Origin of the sequence: Roseburia sp. OM03-7AC (genome assembly GCF_003462625.1) — a bacterium.
Classification (GTDB): Bacteria; Bacillota; Clostridia; order Lachnospirales; family Lachnospiraceae; genus Roseburia_C; species Roseburia_C amylophila.
Genome location: NZ_QTZJ01000003.1, coordinates 123,058 through 138,755, shown reverse-complemented (window position 1 = coordinate 138,755; position 15,698 = coordinate 123,058). Strand labels below are relative to the sequence as shown.

At 42.2% G+C, this 15,698-nt stretch carries 15 protein-coding genes; 13 read left to right on the top strand and 2 right to left on the bottom strand.

Annotated features, from left to right (window positions below):
* Positions 1-69 precede the first annotated feature (69 nt).
* On the top strand, positions 70-2,232 hold the full coding sequence (gene nrdD, locus DXB39_RS08630; protein ID WP_117841589.1) for an anaerobic ribonucleoside-triphosphate reductase: 2,163 nt from the start codon (positions 70-72) through the stop codon (positions 2,230-2,232).
* Positions 2,233-2,343: 111 nt separating this feature from the next.
* Here the strand turns inward: nrdD and DXB39_RS08625 are convergent, their stop codons facing one another.
* A complete protein-coding gene (locus DXB39_RS08625; protein ID WP_243006014.1) occupies positions 2,344-3,702 on the bottom strand; it encodes an MATE family efflux transporter in 1,359 nt (452 codons plus the stop codon).
* A 710-nt stretch (positions 3,703-4,412) separates the two neighbouring features.
* Here DXB39_RS08625 and DXB39_RS08615 point away from each other — a divergent pair.
* Genes DXB39_RS08615 through DXB39_RS08600 form a run of 4 tightly spaced genes read left to right on the top strand, consistent with a single transcriptional unit; the run spans position 4,413 to position 6,237 of the window.
* Positions 4,413-4,916 carry an RNA polymerase sigma factor gene (locus DXB39_RS08615; RefSeq protein WP_117697773.1) on the top strand — a complete coding sequence of 168 codons (504 nt, stop codon included), beginning with the start codon at positions 4,413-4,415 and terminating at the stop codon, positions 4,914-4,916.
* A 1-nt stretch (position 4,917) separates the two neighbouring features.
* Positions 4,918-5,376, top strand: a complete 459-nt coding sequence (locus DXB39_RS08610; RefSeq protein WP_117841591.1) for a hypothetical protein — start codon at positions 4,918-4,920, stop codon at positions 5,374-5,376.
* Position 5,377: 1 nt separating this feature from the next.
* Complete coding sequence (locus tag DXB39_RS08605; RefSeq protein ID WP_117841592.1) at positions 5,378-5,914, top strand: hypothetical protein; 537 nt, start codon at positions 5,378-5,380, stop codon at positions 5,912-5,914.
* A 5-nt stretch (positions 5,915-5,919) separates the two neighbouring features.
* Entirely contained in the window at positions 5,920-6,237 is a 318-nt protein-coding gene (locus DXB39_RS08600; RefSeq protein WP_117697767.1) for a LiaF transmembrane domain-containing protein, read from the top strand.
* Positions 6,238-6,261: 24 nt separating this feature from the next.
* Here the strand turns inward: DXB39_RS08600 and DXB39_RS08595 are convergent, their stop codons facing one another.
* A complete protein-coding gene (locus tag DXB39_RS08595) occupies positions 6,262-7,158 on the bottom strand; it encodes an AraC family transcriptional regulator (protein ID WP_117841593.1) in 897 nt (298 codons plus the stop codon).
* Between the two features lie 153 nt (positions 7,159-7,311).
* Here DXB39_RS08595 and DXB39_RS08590 point away from each other — a divergent pair, with 153 nt between their 5' ends.
* The 8 genes from DXB39_RS08590 to DXB39_RS08555 all read left to right on the top strand — a co-directional run bounded on the left by DXB39_RS08590 (position 7,312) and on the right by DXB39_RS08555 (position 15,694).
* The gene (locus DXB39_RS08590) at positions 7,312-8,247 is read left to right on the top strand and encodes a glycoside hydrolase family 113 (protein WP_117841594.1); all 936 of its coding nucleotides are present in this window, start codon (positions 7,312-7,314) and stop codon (positions 8,245-8,247) included.
* A 195-nt stretch (positions 8,248-8,442) separates the two neighbouring features.
* Entirely contained in the window at positions 8,443-8,688 is a 246-nt protein-coding gene (locus tag DXB39_RS08585; RefSeq protein WP_117841595.1) for a hypothetical protein, read from the top strand.
* 67 nt (positions 8,689-8,755) lie between these two features.
* On the top strand, positions 8,756-10,351 hold the full coding sequence (locus DXB39_RS08580) for a GH1 family beta-glucosidase (protein WP_117841596.1): 1,596 nt from the start codon (positions 8,756-8,758) through the stop codon (positions 10,349-10,351).
* A gap of 300 nt (positions 10,352-10,651) precedes the next feature.
* A complete protein-coding gene (locus DXB39_RS08575) occupies positions 10,652-11,311 on the top strand; it encodes a response regulator transcription factor (protein ID WP_022243011.1) in 660 nt (219 codons plus the stop codon).
* The gene (locus DXB39_RS08570; protein WP_117841597.1) at positions 11,308-12,735 is read left to right on the top strand and encodes a sensor histidine kinase; all 1,428 of its coding nucleotides are present in this window, start codon (positions 11,308-11,310) and stop codon (positions 12,733-12,735) included. The genes DXB39_RS08575 and DXB39_RS08570 overlap by 4 nt, the downstream gene beginning before the upstream one ends.
* Positions 12,711-13,523, top strand: a complete 813-nt coding sequence (locus tag DXB39_RS08565) for a hypothetical protein (RefSeq protein ID WP_117841598.1) — start codon at positions 12,711-12,713, stop codon at positions 13,521-13,523. Before DXB39_RS08570 ends, DXB39_RS08565 begins: the two co-directional genes overlap by 25 nt.
* Before the next feature lie 78 nt (positions 13,524-13,601).
* Entirely contained in the window at positions 13,602-14,039 is a 438-nt protein-coding gene (locus tag DXB39_RS08560) for an EAL domain-containing protein (protein ID WP_158561824.1), read from the top strand.
* Between the two features lie 200 nt (positions 14,040-14,239).
* A complete protein-coding gene (locus DXB39_RS08555) occupies positions 14,240-15,694 on the top strand; it encodes a DUF6034 family protein (protein ID WP_117841600.1) in 1,455 nt (484 codons plus the stop codon).
* The last annotated feature ends 4 nt before the right edge of the window (positions 15,695-15,698 follow it).

Sequence of the window (15,698 nt, the reverse complement as noted above, 5' to 3'; positions counted from 1 at the left end):
GATAATTTAATCTGATACAATATATAGTATACGCGTTGAAAATGAATTATTTTGAATAGGGGTGCGAATATGAAAATCATTAAGAGAAGCGGGACGGAAGTTATATTTGATAAAGAGAAGATTTTAGCGGCTGTGTGTAAAGCCAATGAAAGTGTGGTAGACAGCGAGCGTATGACAGAGGCACAGATTAATGCCATTGGTGAAAATGTGGAGAAGGCATGTAATACCATGAACCGTGCATTAACCGTAGAAGAGATTCAGGATCTGGTGGAGAACCTGATTATGAATCAGCGTGCGTATACGGTAGCCAGAAATTATATCACTTACCGCTATAAACGTGCTCTGGTAAGGAAGACCAATTCTACCGACGACCAGATTCTGACGCTGCTTGCCTGCAAGAATGAGGAAGTAAAGCAGGAAAACAGCAACAAGAATCCAACTGTAAGCAGTGTGCAGCGTGATTATATGGCAGGAGAAGTCAGCAAGGATATTACCAAGCGTTTCCTGCTGCCGCAGGATATTGTAGAAGCCCATGAGCAGGGAATTATACATTTCCACGATTCCGATTATTTTGCACAGCATATGCATAACTGCTGTCTGGTTAATTTGGAGGATATGCTGCAGAATGGAACCGTAATCAGTGAGACCATGATTGATAAGCCAAAGAGCTTTGAGACTGCCTGCAATATTGCAACCCAGAGTATTGCCCAGATTGCAAGTTCCCAGTATGGGGGACAGAGTATTTCGCTGGCACATTTAGCTCCATTTGTCAATGTGAGCCGTCAGAAATTCCGGCGTCAGGTAGCAGCAGAATTTGAAGCGGCAGGACTGGAATTAATAGAAGAACAGATTAATAAAGTAGCAGAGATTCGTGTAAAAGACGAAATCAAGCGCGGCGTCCAGATGATTCAGTATCAGGTTATCACACTGATGACCACCAATGGACAGGCTCCGTTTGTAACAGTCTTTATGTATATTGATGAAGTACCGGAAGGACAGGTAAGAGACGACCTTGCAGCGATTATTGAAGAAGTCTTAAAGCAGAGAATTCTTGGTGTGAAAAATGAGCAGGGCATCTACATTACACCGGCATTTCCAAAGCTGATTTATGTGCTGGAAGAGGATAATGTTGAGCCGGATTCCAAGTATTATTATCTGACAGAGCTGGCTGCAAAATGTACCGCAAAGCGTCTGGTACCGGATTATATTTCAGAAAAAATCATGAAACAGCTGAAAGAGGGCAACTGCTATCCATGTATGGGCTGTCGTTCTTTCTTAAGCGTATACAAGGATGAAGAAGGAAAGCCGAAATATTACGGACGGTTCAATCAGGGTGTCGTAACACTGAATCTGGTGGATATTGCATGTTCCTCCGGCGGAGATATGACCCGTTTCTGGGAAATCTTCGATGAGCGTCTGGAATTATGCTATCGGGCATTGATGGCAAGACATAACCGCCTGAAGGGAACACCTTCTGATGTGGCACCGATTCTCTGGCAGTATGGTGCACTGGCCCGTCTTAAGAAGGGCGAGACCATAGACAAGCTTTTATATGGCGGCTATTCCACTATCTCTTTAGGCTATGCAGGATTGTGTGAATGTACCCGTTATATGACCGGTAAATCCCATACTAATCCGGAAGCAACACCATTTGCACTGGCAGTGATGCAGCATTTAAATGATGCCTGCGATAAGTGGAAGACAGAGACAAATATTGCTTTCAGTGTATATGGGACACCGCTTGAGTCTACGACCTATAAATTTGCAAAATGTTTACAGAAGCGTTTCGGAATTATTCCGGGCGTTACGGATAAGAGTTATATTACTAACAGCTATCATGTCCATGTAACAGAGCACATTGACGCATTCAAGAAGCTTGGTTTTGAAGCAAAGTTCCAGGAGCTTTCCCCGGGCGGCGCAATCAGCTATGTGGAAGTGCCGGATATGCAGGATAATATTGAGGCGGTACTGTCTGTCATCCGTTATATTTATGACCATATTATGTATGCAGAACTGAATACCAAGAGTGATTATTGTATGGAATGTGGTTACAATGGCGAGATTAAAATTGTGACAGACAAATACGGCAAGCTGGTGTGGGAATGCCCAAGCTGTGGTAACCGTGACCAGGATAAGATGAACGTGGCAAGACGTACCTGTGGTTATATCGGAACCCAGTTCTGGAATCAGGGAAGAACTCAGGAAATCAAAGACCGCGTATTACATTTATAAAGAAAATTTAGAAAAAGAAAAAGGAGTACTTTAAAGCTGGCTCCATAAAAATACCCCGGAAACAGAAAGATTCATTCTTTGGAAGAAGGAACCATCTGCTTCCGGGATTTTCTATAGTGCGCTTTTTCGGAACAGTTTCCTGCGCAGCAGGTAATAGGCAAGGAGCATCATGCTTCCGGTCAGCACCCAGGAAATCGGATAGATAATCATAACTACCCAGAACTCATGGAAATACCGGCAGACGGTAGATACCCAGATGAGCCGCAGGACGCAGGAACCGAAAACGGTAATCAGTGCAGGCGACAGGGAATGTCCCAGCCCACGCATGGCACCTCCACTGATTTCATAGGTAGAAGTCAAAAGCTCCAAAGTTGTTGCTATTAACAGACGCTGGACGGCAAAGGTAAGTACCTTCGGGTCATTGCTGTAAAGGTGCAGGAAGAAGCCCCGTCCTAAGATGAAGACGCTGGAAAGGAGTCCACAGAAGAAAAGGGAAAATATCATATTTAAGCGGAATACCTTTTTGCAGCGGTCATATTCACCGGCACCGTAATTCTGGCTGGTGAAAGTAACAGTAGTCTGGGCAAAAGCATTTACCACAAAATAGGAAAAATATTCAAAGTTTAACGCTGCGGCAGAACCGGCGACAGCATCAGAGCCGAAGCTGTTAATGGTACTCTGGATGCAGACATTGGCAATGGAAAAGACCATACCCTGCAATCCGGCAGGAACACCGATGACAAGAATCTTCTTTAATTCATGCCAGGAAATAGCAAGTGCCTTTGGCTCTAAACGAATCGGATCATCCTCATGCAGCAGGATGTAAATCAGGATTCCGGAGCTTACAATATTCGAAACCACGGTAGCGATAGCAACACCGGATACGCCAAGGTGGAAGGCAATGACCAGAATAAGATTCAGCCCGGTATTGATAATGCCGGCTGCAATCAATGCATAAAGCGGCCGTCTGCTGTCTCCGGTACTCCGGAGAATCGAGGAGCAGAAGTCATATAACAGAATAAATGGCATGCCAAGGAAATAAATCCGCAGATAGAGAACAGCAAGATCGATGACATCCTCGGGTGTTCCCATCAGCACAAGAACAGGTCTTGCAATAAACTGCCCTAAGATAAGCAGGAAAAAACCACCTGCAATTGCGACAACAATAGCTGTGTGGACAGCGGCTTTGATATTTTTATGGACACCCTGACCGATGTACCGGGAAATAATAACGTTCGAGCCCAGTGAAATACCGATAAAAAGATTAATCATCAAAGCAATCAGAGAGCTGTTGCTTCCCACGGCAGCTAAAGCCTGACTGCTGGCAAAGTTACCGACGACAGCGGTATCCACAGAGTTAAAAAGCTGCTGTAAAATACTGCTGGCAGCCAGCGGCAGAGCAAAAATCAAAATTTTATTCCATAAAGATCCATGAGTCATATCAATGGAGTTTTTCTTCTTTTCCATCATTTAAATCCCTCGTATATTAGATGTATTGGCAATCGCGAAAGAAAAAGATTCTAAAATATTTTGAGAAATAAATCTTTTGTTTCTTTTTCTTAATAGGAAATATTATGTAATTCCTGCTTCGCATTTTTCCTGATTGCCGGCTGTCTTTCCGTTTGCTTTGATAAAAGACGCTTGTGCTGTCCGTCGATTACGGATGCCGCCTGAAATCTGCAAGGGGCACTAAGAATTTCGATGGGATTCTACTTTCGTCTGGCAACCGGTGTATATTCACATCCATGTTCAGATACACCTCACTGGCACATCCATGTGCCAGTGTTGCCGGTTGCAGACGAAATTCCAAGTGCCCCTAGGCAGATTTCAAAAGGCATCCGTATTTCGGCGAACAGCCCAAGTGTCTTATCAAACATTGGAAAGACAGGCGGAATAGCAAAAAGAAAAATGCGGGGGATGGAATTACAATATTTCCTATTTAAAAAGAAACAGAAGATTTATCCGCTAAAATATGTTATATATGTTTTCTTTCGCAATTGCTCTATCATTCATGATAACCACAGTGATTATAGTTTCACGGAAAAGAAAAGTCAATAGAATGGATTCCGGATAGAATAAATTAAAAAAAGATTGATTTTTTGAAAAAATTGAAGACAATAGAAAAAGATACTCGTTATATATTATGAGAACGTTCTTAAGAGACAAGGAGGTGGATAAAAATGTGTCAGGAACCATTTACGCAGATGGTTCATAAATACCAGAATCTGGTATTTTCTATTTGCGTTAAGATGACCGGAGATTACTTTGCAGCAGAAGATTTGACGCAGGAAACATTTTTATCTGCCTACCAGCACAAGGAAGAGTTCGACGGTAAGAATGAGAAAGCCTGGCTTTGCAGGATTGCTTCGAATAAATGTATTGATTACAGCAGACAGGCGGCAAGGCGGATGGTACCCACCGAAGACGAAGTCTTAGGAAGTCATCCGGCGAGAGCAGGGGGACCGGAAGAGCAGTGCATCGAAGAGGTGGTCCGGGAAGAACTGCAGGAAAAATGCGGACAGTTGAAACCACCTTATGATGAAATCGCAAAGCTGTACTTCTGTGAAGAACATCCTGCCGGCGAGATAGCAGAGTTAAAGCAGAAGAATTTGAAAACCGTGCAGACACAGATATACCGGGCGCGGGCAATGCTTAGAAAACTATATGGAAAGGAGCGGAGCTGATATGAGAAAAGAAGATATACAGGAGTATTTAAGTGACGAAGCGTTAGAAGCACTGATCCGGGAAACAGAAGAAGGACCGATGATAAAAGCACCGGAATATTTAGAAGAAAATATTCTACATAAAATTGAGCAGCAGCAGAAGGTTATTGTATACAAAGAAAAAGTGTCAGCGAAGCGGAAGCTCCTGACTTATAGCATGAAAGTAATGGTTGCGGCGGCAGCGGCAATCGCATTTCTGATTGTAGTTCCTACGGTGGAGCAGCAGAGCAGACCAAACATGGAAACTTATGTAGCAGAAGCAAAAGAGCAGGTCAATAAGGACTTACAGGAACAGAAAGAGAAAGCGAAAAAGCGTAGTGAAGAGCAGAATTTCTTACAAAGTGTAAATGATGCGTCCAGTGCATTTTGCAATTTTATTACTGAGACGACAAATGGATGGTTTTTAAAGGAGGAAAGATAACATGACGAAAAAGAGAAATGGATTTTTAAGATTTTGCTGTTCCCTTTTACCGGGAGCAGGGGAAATGTATATGGGATTTATGAAAATGGGCTTAAGCCTGATGTCGATGTTCTTTGGCATTATTGTAGCAGCATCTATTTTTGAACTTGGACCGCTGGCAGTGCTTGCAGTAATTGCATGGTTTTACAGCTTCTTTCATGTACACAATTTAGCAGGCTTATCAGATGAAGAATTCTATGCCGTGGAGGATGAGTATTTATTCCATTTAAGTGGAGAAGGCGGGAAAGATAAATCCTTTGTAAAGCGTTATCATACCATTATTGCAGTCGTGCTGATTCTGCTTGGTATTATGTTAATCTGGAACAGTTTCTATTGGATGATTGCAAATTTAATTCCGGATGAAACGGTCTGGGTACTTCAGGAAATCAGTTACCGGCTTCCAAGACTGCTGGCAGGAATTGCAATTATAGCAGCAGGAATTTATCTGGTTCATGGTAAGAAAAAATCCCTTGAGGAAGAAGAGAAAAAGGAGGCATAAGGAAAATGGATGAGAATGTGAAAGAAGTACGCACCCACAGAGTGGGCAGCATTACCTTAGGCAGTGCACTGGTTTTGTTTGGAATCCTGTTTCTGGTGCATCTGTTTGTGCCGGTATTGACCTATGAAATCATTTTCCATATCTGGCCATGTATCTTTATCCTGCTTGGAATAGAAATTCTTCTTGCCAACCGGAAGAAGAATGTGGAATTTGTCTATGATGGTAAGGCGGTATTCCTTACCATCACATTAACCTTCTTTGCCATGCTGATGGCAGGAGCAGATGTGGCAATTCAGCAGGCAGATATCTACATGCACCTTTAAGAATGAGGTTTTAAGAATTTATCATTAAGAGGAATGCTCCTTCCGGTATTGCTTTGGCGTCATTTTGTGCTTGTTTCGGAAAGCCTTAATAAAATGGCTGCAATCGGAAAATCCGGTTTCCTGACTGATATAATTCAAGTCAAGATTGGTAAAGAGCAGCAAATCTTCAGCCTTGCAAAGGCGGATAAATTCAATATATTTTTTACAGGACTGGCCATAGAGTTCCCGGAAGCTTTTGGCAAAATAGGAATAACTCATATTACACATTCTGGCAAGATCTTCCACCTTTAATGGCTCCTGGGCATGAGCGTCGATATATTCCGTAATGGAGTGTATGGACGCTTCTTCTGTGTTTTGCGGAATAGCCAGAGCTTTATCCGTATTAAAACCCTGTGCCCGCCAGATACGCAGGATAAAGGTTAAAAGGGAATTAATCTGGGACTGTACCAGAATCCGGTAACCGTATTCCTGCTGCTGCATTTCGTGTTCACAGGAGGAAAAGATTCCGGCAATGGGATAGCCTGTTAACATCGCTTTGGAAAAATATTTCGGAGCATGGGAATCACCCTTCGCCAGATTAAAAAGTGATACAAAATTAATCCCAGAAAAAGTGGTACTTAATGCATTGCCGGATGGTGCAAGCTGGTTTAAGTCAAATTTCATGACATAATAAACCAATGGCTGCTCTGTGGCAGTATAGATAGAATGGATTGCCTGCGGAAGAAATAGTGTCATATCACCTTCTTCTAATACATAAGTATCATCATCACAGTTGATGATGGCGGTGCCTTCTAACATATACAGAATCTCAACAAAATAATGCCAGTGGGACCGGATAGGAAAAGAATGGATTCTCGTATTAAATAAGAAACATTCAAAAGGAGCATTCAGCCGGTCACTGTATTCAAAAAGTGAATTCATAAAGTCGTCCCCCAATATCTCTGAAATAAATGAATTCCTGTTATAAGAGATTTTTACTATTTTTATAATAAATCATTATAGCAAGATTCCAGGGTGAATGCTATAGTTTCCATCATAAAAAGTCATTGAAAGAGGAGAACGGAAACACTTACCATGGAATATATCTGCGGCATGACATATGCACCATTTGCAAGAAAAGGGAGCTATCAGGAGAAGAGTGCTTTTGACAGCTTAAAGAAAATGAAAGAAAATACCAACAGCAATTTTGTTATTTTAGCACCAAACGGCTTGCAGGATACGGCACAGTCGGAAGAGATTTGTTATACTTCTGAAGCAACGGTGTCAGATGATGAATTAAAGGGCATGATTGATTATGCGAAAGAGCTTGGCATGCGTGTGGCATTAAAGCCTACGGTAAACTGCAAAAATGGAACCTGGCGTGCCCATGTCAATTTCTTTGATGAAGACGTAGTCTGTGAACCAAAGTGGTGTAACTGGTTTGAATCCTATACCGAATTTCAGCTTCATTATGCAAGGCTGGCAAAAGAAATGGGTGTGGAAATGCATATTGCAGGCTGCGAAATGGTTATGGCAGAGCGCAGGGAAGCAGAGTGGCGGAAGCTGATCGCTGATATCCGGAGTGAATTTGACGGACTTGTTTCCTATAATACCGATAAATATCAGGAGCATAATGTGAAATGGTGGGATGCAGTAGATGTGATTTCTTCCAGTGGCTATTATCCGTTGGAGGACTGGGAGAACCAGCTTGACCGGATTGAAGCGGTGGTAAAGAAATTTCAAAAACCATTTTTCTTTGCAGAGGCAGGATGTATGTCTATCGTGGATTCTAATAAAGTGCCAAATGACTGGACGGTGCAGGGAGAAGCAGATGCTAAGGGACAGGCAGACTGGTATGAGGCAATGTTTGAAGCCTGCTTAAAAAGAGAATGGGTGAGGGGCATGGCATTCTGGTCCTGGAACAGTCATCTCTACACGAAGAATGCTGCCCTAAAGAGAAAAGATTATGAAATATATGCAAAACCAGCGGAGAAAATCGTGAAAAAATACTACGATTCTATTCAAAAGTAACAAAAAGTCAAATGACTTAAAACAAACTGTTATGTCATATGGAATCCGTACATTCTGATTTTTTTTAATAAAATAGATTTCTACCATTTTTAAGGTAAAACACTCTATCCCGGAACAGTTGTTTCGTGGTAGAGTGTTTTTATAACGAAATCGATTGAGAAATCCTTCTGCAATTGTGAAAAATGATATATTTTTATGATTAGAATATATCTGAGAGGTTTGCCGAAGTACGAATGCATTTTAAGGGCTGTTAGGGGCACCTGGAATTTTGTCCGACATCTGGCAACGCTGGCACAGGGAAGTGCCAGCGAGGCACATATGAACATGGAAGTGAATTTGTGCCGGTTGCCGGAAGAAAGAACAGGTCTCGCAAAATTCTTAGTGCCCCTTGCAGTTCTTATGCGGCATCCGTGCTCGGTAAACTGCGCAGATATTGCATAAAAAAATAAATGTCATTTTTTACAATAGCAGAAGAATAACACAAGAAATAGAATCAGGAGGAAAACAAATGTTTCGAAAAGATTTTGTATGGGGCGTTGCCAGCAGTGCCTATCAGGTAGAAGGAAGAGACAAAAACGATGGCGCAGGAACCTGCATCTGGGACACCTTTACCGAAGAGGGAAGAACTTTCGAACATCATAATGCCTATGTCAGTGCCGATGACATGCACCGTTATAAAGAGGACTATGCGCTGATGAGAGAACTTGGTGTGAAGGCATACCGTTTTTCCGTAAGCTGGGCGAGATTGATGCCGGAGGGAACCGGAAGAGTCAATGAAAAAGCGGTGGCACTCTATCGTGATATGATTCTTGAAATGAAGAAAAACGGCATTGAGCCATATATGACCCTTTATCACTGGGAACTTCCGCAGGCATTGGAGGATAAAGGCGGCTGGCTCAATGAAGAAATCATAGACTGGTTTGCAGAATATGCAAAAGTAGTAGCAGAGAATTTTACTGATATCTGCGACAAGATTTTTACTTTGAATGAGCCACAGTGCTTTATCGGACTGGGATATTACCGTGGTATTCATGCACCGGGAAAGAAAGTCACACCAGAGGAAAGCTTCCGGATTGCCCATAATGCATTGCGGGCACATGGAAAAGCAGTTATTACGCTCCGGAAATATGCAAAGCAGCCGATTCAGATTGGCTATGCACCAACCAGTGGGGTGGCATATCCGGCAAGTAATTCCCCGGAAGATATTGAAGCTGCAAAAAAGGTATATTTTGGCTTTTATAATGATGTCGACAACTGGACCTGGAATGTATCCTGGTATTCTGACCCGGTTATTTTAGGACATTATCCAAAGGAAGGCCTTGAGAAATACAAGGAGTATCTGCCGGAAATCACGAAAGAAGATATGGAACTGATTCACCAGCCCATTGATTTTTACGGACAGAATATTTATAACGGATATCCGGTTCGTGCAGGAGCAGATGGTGAGCCGGAATTCGCAGACCGTCCGGCAGGATTCCCAAAGACTGCCGCAGAATGGCCGGTGACACCGGAATGCCTATACTGGGCAGGAAAATTCCTCTACGAACGTTATCAGCTTCCGATTTATATTACGGAAAATGGAATGTCCTGTCATGACAATGTGGAAGCAGATGGCAGTGTACATGATGCCAACCGTATCCAGTTCTTAGATGAGTACCTTGGCAATCTGCAGAAGGCGGCGGATGAAGGAGCAGAGATTGCCGGTTATTTCTTATGGACTTTTTTGGACAATTTCGAATGGCATGAGGGCTATTCCGAACGGTTCGGAATTATTTATGTGGACTTTGCAACCCAGCAGCGTTATGTAAAGGATTCAGCATTCTGGTATAAGAAAGTCATGGAAAGCAATGGAGCAGTGTTATCCTGCAACCAGCCGGATAGAAAAATCCGGATAGAGCGTGGTGCTGCAGAAGTAACAGGTGCAGGATTTAAGGTAGAGAGGGAAATGGATCTGCTGCTTTCTGACAGCACAGATGTCATTTATGTGGCATCCGGCAGCGGTTTAATTGGCAGCATCTGGGTAGATGCCGGAGACAGGCTTACGATACCGGAGGGCATCCGGAAGATGCATTGCAGTGGAAAAATGACACTGGTGCAGGCGTAGCATGAAAAAATAATTGTTTCTTCTAGACCAGAGAAAATGAGAATAAAAAAAGTTTCTTTTATTCCGATGAGCAATCAGAAGGAATAGAAGAAACTTTTTTTGCTTTACAGGAAATTGCTTTCCTGTAAAGCAAAAAACGCTCCGCGAGGATGCGCACTGCGGCGTATAAGGTAGATGTCGCAAGCGACCGCCGCAGGCGCGGGAATGTGCAAGGCACATTCTTTTTTAATGTTCAGATACATTTTAGATACAAATATATGTTAAAATAAACATCAAAGAGTAGTAAAAGGAGCGGGCAGCATGATACGGATATTGGTTGTAGAGGATGAAAAGGCAATATCGGATTTAATCCGGCTGAATCTGATGAAGGCAGGCTATCAGTGTGTCTGTGTATACAATGGAATGAAAGCTGCAGACCTGTTGGAAACAGAAAATTTTGATTTGATTATATTGGATGTTATGCTGCCGGAATTAAATGGATTTGAATTGATGGAATACATCCGTCCAATGGGAATTCCGGTGATTTTTCTGACTGCAAAGGATTCCCTAAAAGACCGGATGCAGGGGCTGACCTCCGGGGCAGAGGATTATATGGTAAAGCCTTTTGAAGTGGTAGAACTTTTGGCACGGGTTAATATTGTGCTGCGCCGCTATCATAAGATGGAGCAGAAGATTACTTTTATGGATATTGAATTAGACAGTGAAAATCAGGTGGTGACAAAGGCAGGAAAAGAAGTGGAGCTTACGCCAAAGGAATTTGAACTCTTAGAAATTCTGATGCGCAACCGGAATATTACACTGTTCCGGGAAAGAATCTATGAAGAAATCTGGGGAACGGAATATTCCGTAGAGTCAAGAACCTTAGACCTTCATATCCAGAGATTACGGAAAAAACTGAATCTTGGAGCGGAGCTTAAAACAGTATTTAAGGCAGGATACCGGTTAGAGGATAAAGCATGAAATTTCGATATAAAGTATTAATTACAAATTTAATCCTGCTTTCCGTCAGTCTGGGACTGGTGGGCTATCTGATGATACATAAGAATTTTGAACTGGCGAAGGAAACACAGATTTCTAATGCAGTCATTCAGAATAATCTGGTGCAATCCTCGGTGGAATATGAAGTACTTCAGGCGTTGAACCGGGAAGAGTCGGTAAAGGGCGCACTTCCAGACATTGGAGCACAGGTCAGCAGCGGTATGCGGGCAGAAAATGTGACATTTTTTATTTATTATGGGGATAAGCTGGTTTATAACGAAACAGAAGAAAATGCCAATTTAAAGAAAGTCTGGGAAGCACAGCAGGAGGATGGAAATAAGAATTATGCCATCTTTGAAGAGGACGGTCATTATTATATTTATGTGATGGCAGCCAGTAAGGTAGGGGATGAGAACCTCTGCATGATCAGCAGAAGTGATGTGTCCGATGCCTACGCATTAAGAGATCGGGAAATCCGTTATTTCCGGCTGATTCTTTTCATTTGCCTTATGATAGAATCTCTGTTTATTTATGTTATCAGCCGGTATCTGACCAGGCCATTGGAGCAGTTGAACCGGGTGGCAGAGGAGATTACCGATGGCTCTTATGAGACGAGGATTGCAGTAAAGAGTCAGGATGAAGTAGGACTTCTGGCAGAAAACTTTAACCGGATGGCAGAAGCAGTATCAGAAAAGATAGGAGAGCTTCAGGGAATGGTACGGAAAAGGGATCAGTTTGTAGCAGACTTTACCCATGAGATTAAGACACCGATGACTTCCATTATCGGTTATGCAGATACCATGCGTTCCATGGAGCTTCCAAGAGAAGAACAGCTTCTGGCATTAAGTTATATCTTTTCCGAAGGCAGACGGTTAGAGCGGATGTCGGGAAAGCTCTTTGATTTGATTTATTTAAGGGAACATGAAATGGAAAAGGAAGCAGTTCAGGTTGAAAATGTAAGCAGTGAAGTACTTAAGGTGGTGACACCGTCCTTTGAGGCAAAAGGGCTTGTGTTAAAGGAAAATATCGAGCCGGCAGTACTGTACGGAAATAAAGAACTTCTGGTGACTGTACTGGTGAATTTACTGGATAATGCAAGAAAAGCATCCAAAGAGCATGGTGTCATTGAATTTAGCGGAAAGAGAATACAGGAAGAGGAAAATCCATTTTATTATGAACTTTCCGTAAAAGATTATGGAATCGGCATGACCAAGGAAGAGACAGAGCGGATTTGCGATGAATTCTATATGGCAGATAAATCCCGGGCAAGACAGGAAGGCGGAGCTGGAATCGGAATGTCATTAGTGGCATTGATTTTAGAACATCATCAGGCGGAACTTATCGTAGAAAGTGAGCCAAAGAAGGGGACGAAGATGCGGATATGTTTCAGAAAAGAACAAAATTAAAGATAAAAGGAAGTGTCTGTGGAATGATAGCAGGAACACTTCTGGTGGTGCTGACAGGAATTTTTCTGCCGGGAATTCTGATTGAAGGGCAGGAACGTAAAGCAGTGGGAGAAGTGCAGGCGGTTCCGGCACAGTATATTGCTTCCGATTCCCTGCTGGCAAAGGAGGCATCGGAAAGCCTTAAGCTTAATGACCGCATCCAGCTGATTACCGGGCAGTGGGAGAGTGAGACACAGGAAGCCTATTCCTATGAGATGACTTTAAAGGATTACGAGGCAGCGGCACTGGCAAGAGACAGTATGGAAGCCATTTATCAGAAAGGGCAGTATCCTTCCGATTTAGCTTCTTCTTATGCCAACTGGTATACCTGGGAAGCATTTCCGGAGAAAGCGGTGGATACAACATTTCATACCTACAGTGCCTACTACTGGAAACTTATTTTTACAAAATATGATGGCACAGAGAAGCATGCGGTATTTCTGTTAGAGGATGGCACCGTTTTGCTGGCGGAGGCAGAAGGAAAAGATATTTTATCGGATGTTACAGCTACAGAGGAAGCTTCCTCATCCGTTAAAGACAATGAAGAAGAAAAAACAGTGGATAAAGAGCTGGCAGAACAGCTTTCCTACACGGGGTTGGACGTAGCCGGACTGAGGATAAAATCCGATAACATACAGGAAGAAAAGGATGCCACATACCGGTACTTTGAACTCTTTGATAAAACAAGATTTATCTATGGAATCAGCACAATATCAGATAGCCAAACGAAGCGTAACATGGTAAAATAAAAAAGAAAAAAGAAGGCAAGGTATTTTCAGGGGCATAAATGGTCACCTGCAGTTATTGCGAAAATGATCCTTCCATGTATGATTTGGGAAATTTTGTTCTGGAACAGGCTTTGTGGGACAGTAAAAGCTTTTTACAGCAGAAGCCTTCCGGTATCGGTAATCAATGAGCGGATGGCAGTATTAAGAGGCTATGGAATCAAATTTGCCATGGATGATTTTGGAACAGGAAGTTCATCTTCTGCCATGGCACTGGAGATGCTGATTGATGAGATTAAGATTGATATGAGCTTTATCCGGAAGATTCTTGTAAATAAAAAGAATAAGGCGATTGTCCAGAGCATGGTGGATTTTGCCAATGCAGCCAATATCAAGAGTTGTCTGGAGGGCGTGGAAAATAAGGCATTAGAAGATTATCTCCGGACTGTGGGAGCCACATGGTTTCAGGGATACTATTATTCCAGACCGGTTGGAGCAGATGAACTGGAGATACTTCTTTCGAACAGCTGGAAAAAATAAGAAAAGACAAAAAATAAAAGTAAAAATAGAATTATCAAGACCGGCAGTTTTGTGGCGATAAGAAATACAGCCATAGAATTGCCGGTTTTATTGTAATGATAAGATACAAAAAGTTTACATCTTCATGTTAAAGTAACACCAGAAACGAGGAAAATGGAAAGGTAAACAGAAAATAAAAGATGGAAAACGGAGGGGACAGCATGAAACATCCAATCTTACGAAAAATGATTCTGGCAGGTATGGTGATGGTACTTCTTACCGGATGTGGTGAGAAAAAAGTAGATTATGAGATGGAAACAGAACAGGAAACCAAAGGGGTGGTTGGTACACTGGATGAATTCCGGGAAGCGGATAACTGGGATGACAGCTTTACGGTAACAACCTCTGACGGAGATGTGAAGGTAAGAATCAATGCATCTATTGATGTGCCGGAAGCAGATGCCATGTCTGTGGTAGCGGCAGAAGAATTAAAGATAGATGTCGATTATAAGAAAAAGTTCCTGAAAGCATATTTTAAAGATTCTGAAATTTATTACCATGATTTTGAGCATCTGACAAAAGAAGAATTACAGACTGCCGTTGACAGCATGGATGGAACGATTGTTGCTGTCCAGTCTCAAATCGATGATTTGGAGAATAATGTACATCATCAGGATGTAGAAAGACATAAGGAAATGCTGAATGACTGGAAGGAAGAAACCGAAGAACAGAAAAAACAATACGAAAAAGCATTAGAGACTGCAAAAGATACCTATACTGCAGCAGAGGATTATGACAGCTGCAATGAATATGCAGGGTATTGTGGAGACCTTTTATGCAATGTGCGATTTGAAGTAAAAGAAACAAACAAAAATGCAATTGCCTACATTGTGGCATCACCATTGGTGAAAAACAAGACTGACATTTATGTGGATCAGTATTATGGCCCACAGTCTCTAAAGGATTATGATGCTGTATATGGGAATGATACAGTAACTGCATATATCGACAATTCGGAAAAGGAAAATGGATGCAGTATTTCCCAAGAAGATGCAAAGCAGTTAGTGGAGCAGTTCTTAAAAGAAACAGGACGTGATAATCAGGTGCTTTATGGGCAGCAGGATTATTCCTGGGATGGCGCAAATGAGATAGAAGTGGATGGAGAACAGTATACCGATTATGCGGAGGTCATCGACTGGGGCTACCTCTTTGGTTATGGAACCGGTGTCAATGGACTGGCATTTAGTGATTCTTTGGATTATAACGACTTTGATATTTCCTGGGTTACGCCGGAAAACAGTGATGTAAATTTTGAATTAGAGGATGAGATACGATTTGCGGTTACGGATAATGGAATTACAGAAGTATTTATGCAGTATCCGGTAAGCGTTACAAAGATTTCAAAAGAAGTGGAACTGCTGCCGTTATCAACGATTCAAAATATAATCAAAGATGAGATTATAAAAAATGGAGACGATTACCAACTGGATGAGTGGAAGAGTTTTAATAAGTTAAAGCTTGGTTATGCGCGTATCAAAGATGACCAGAAGGAAGGCTGCTACAGTTATGTGCCGGCGTGGTGTCTTTATATGGCATCCGGAAATGATATGAACCGGCATCCGGTATTTGTCAATGCCATGGATGGTACACTGATTCATCCTTTGGATGAAAGGTAAGGTG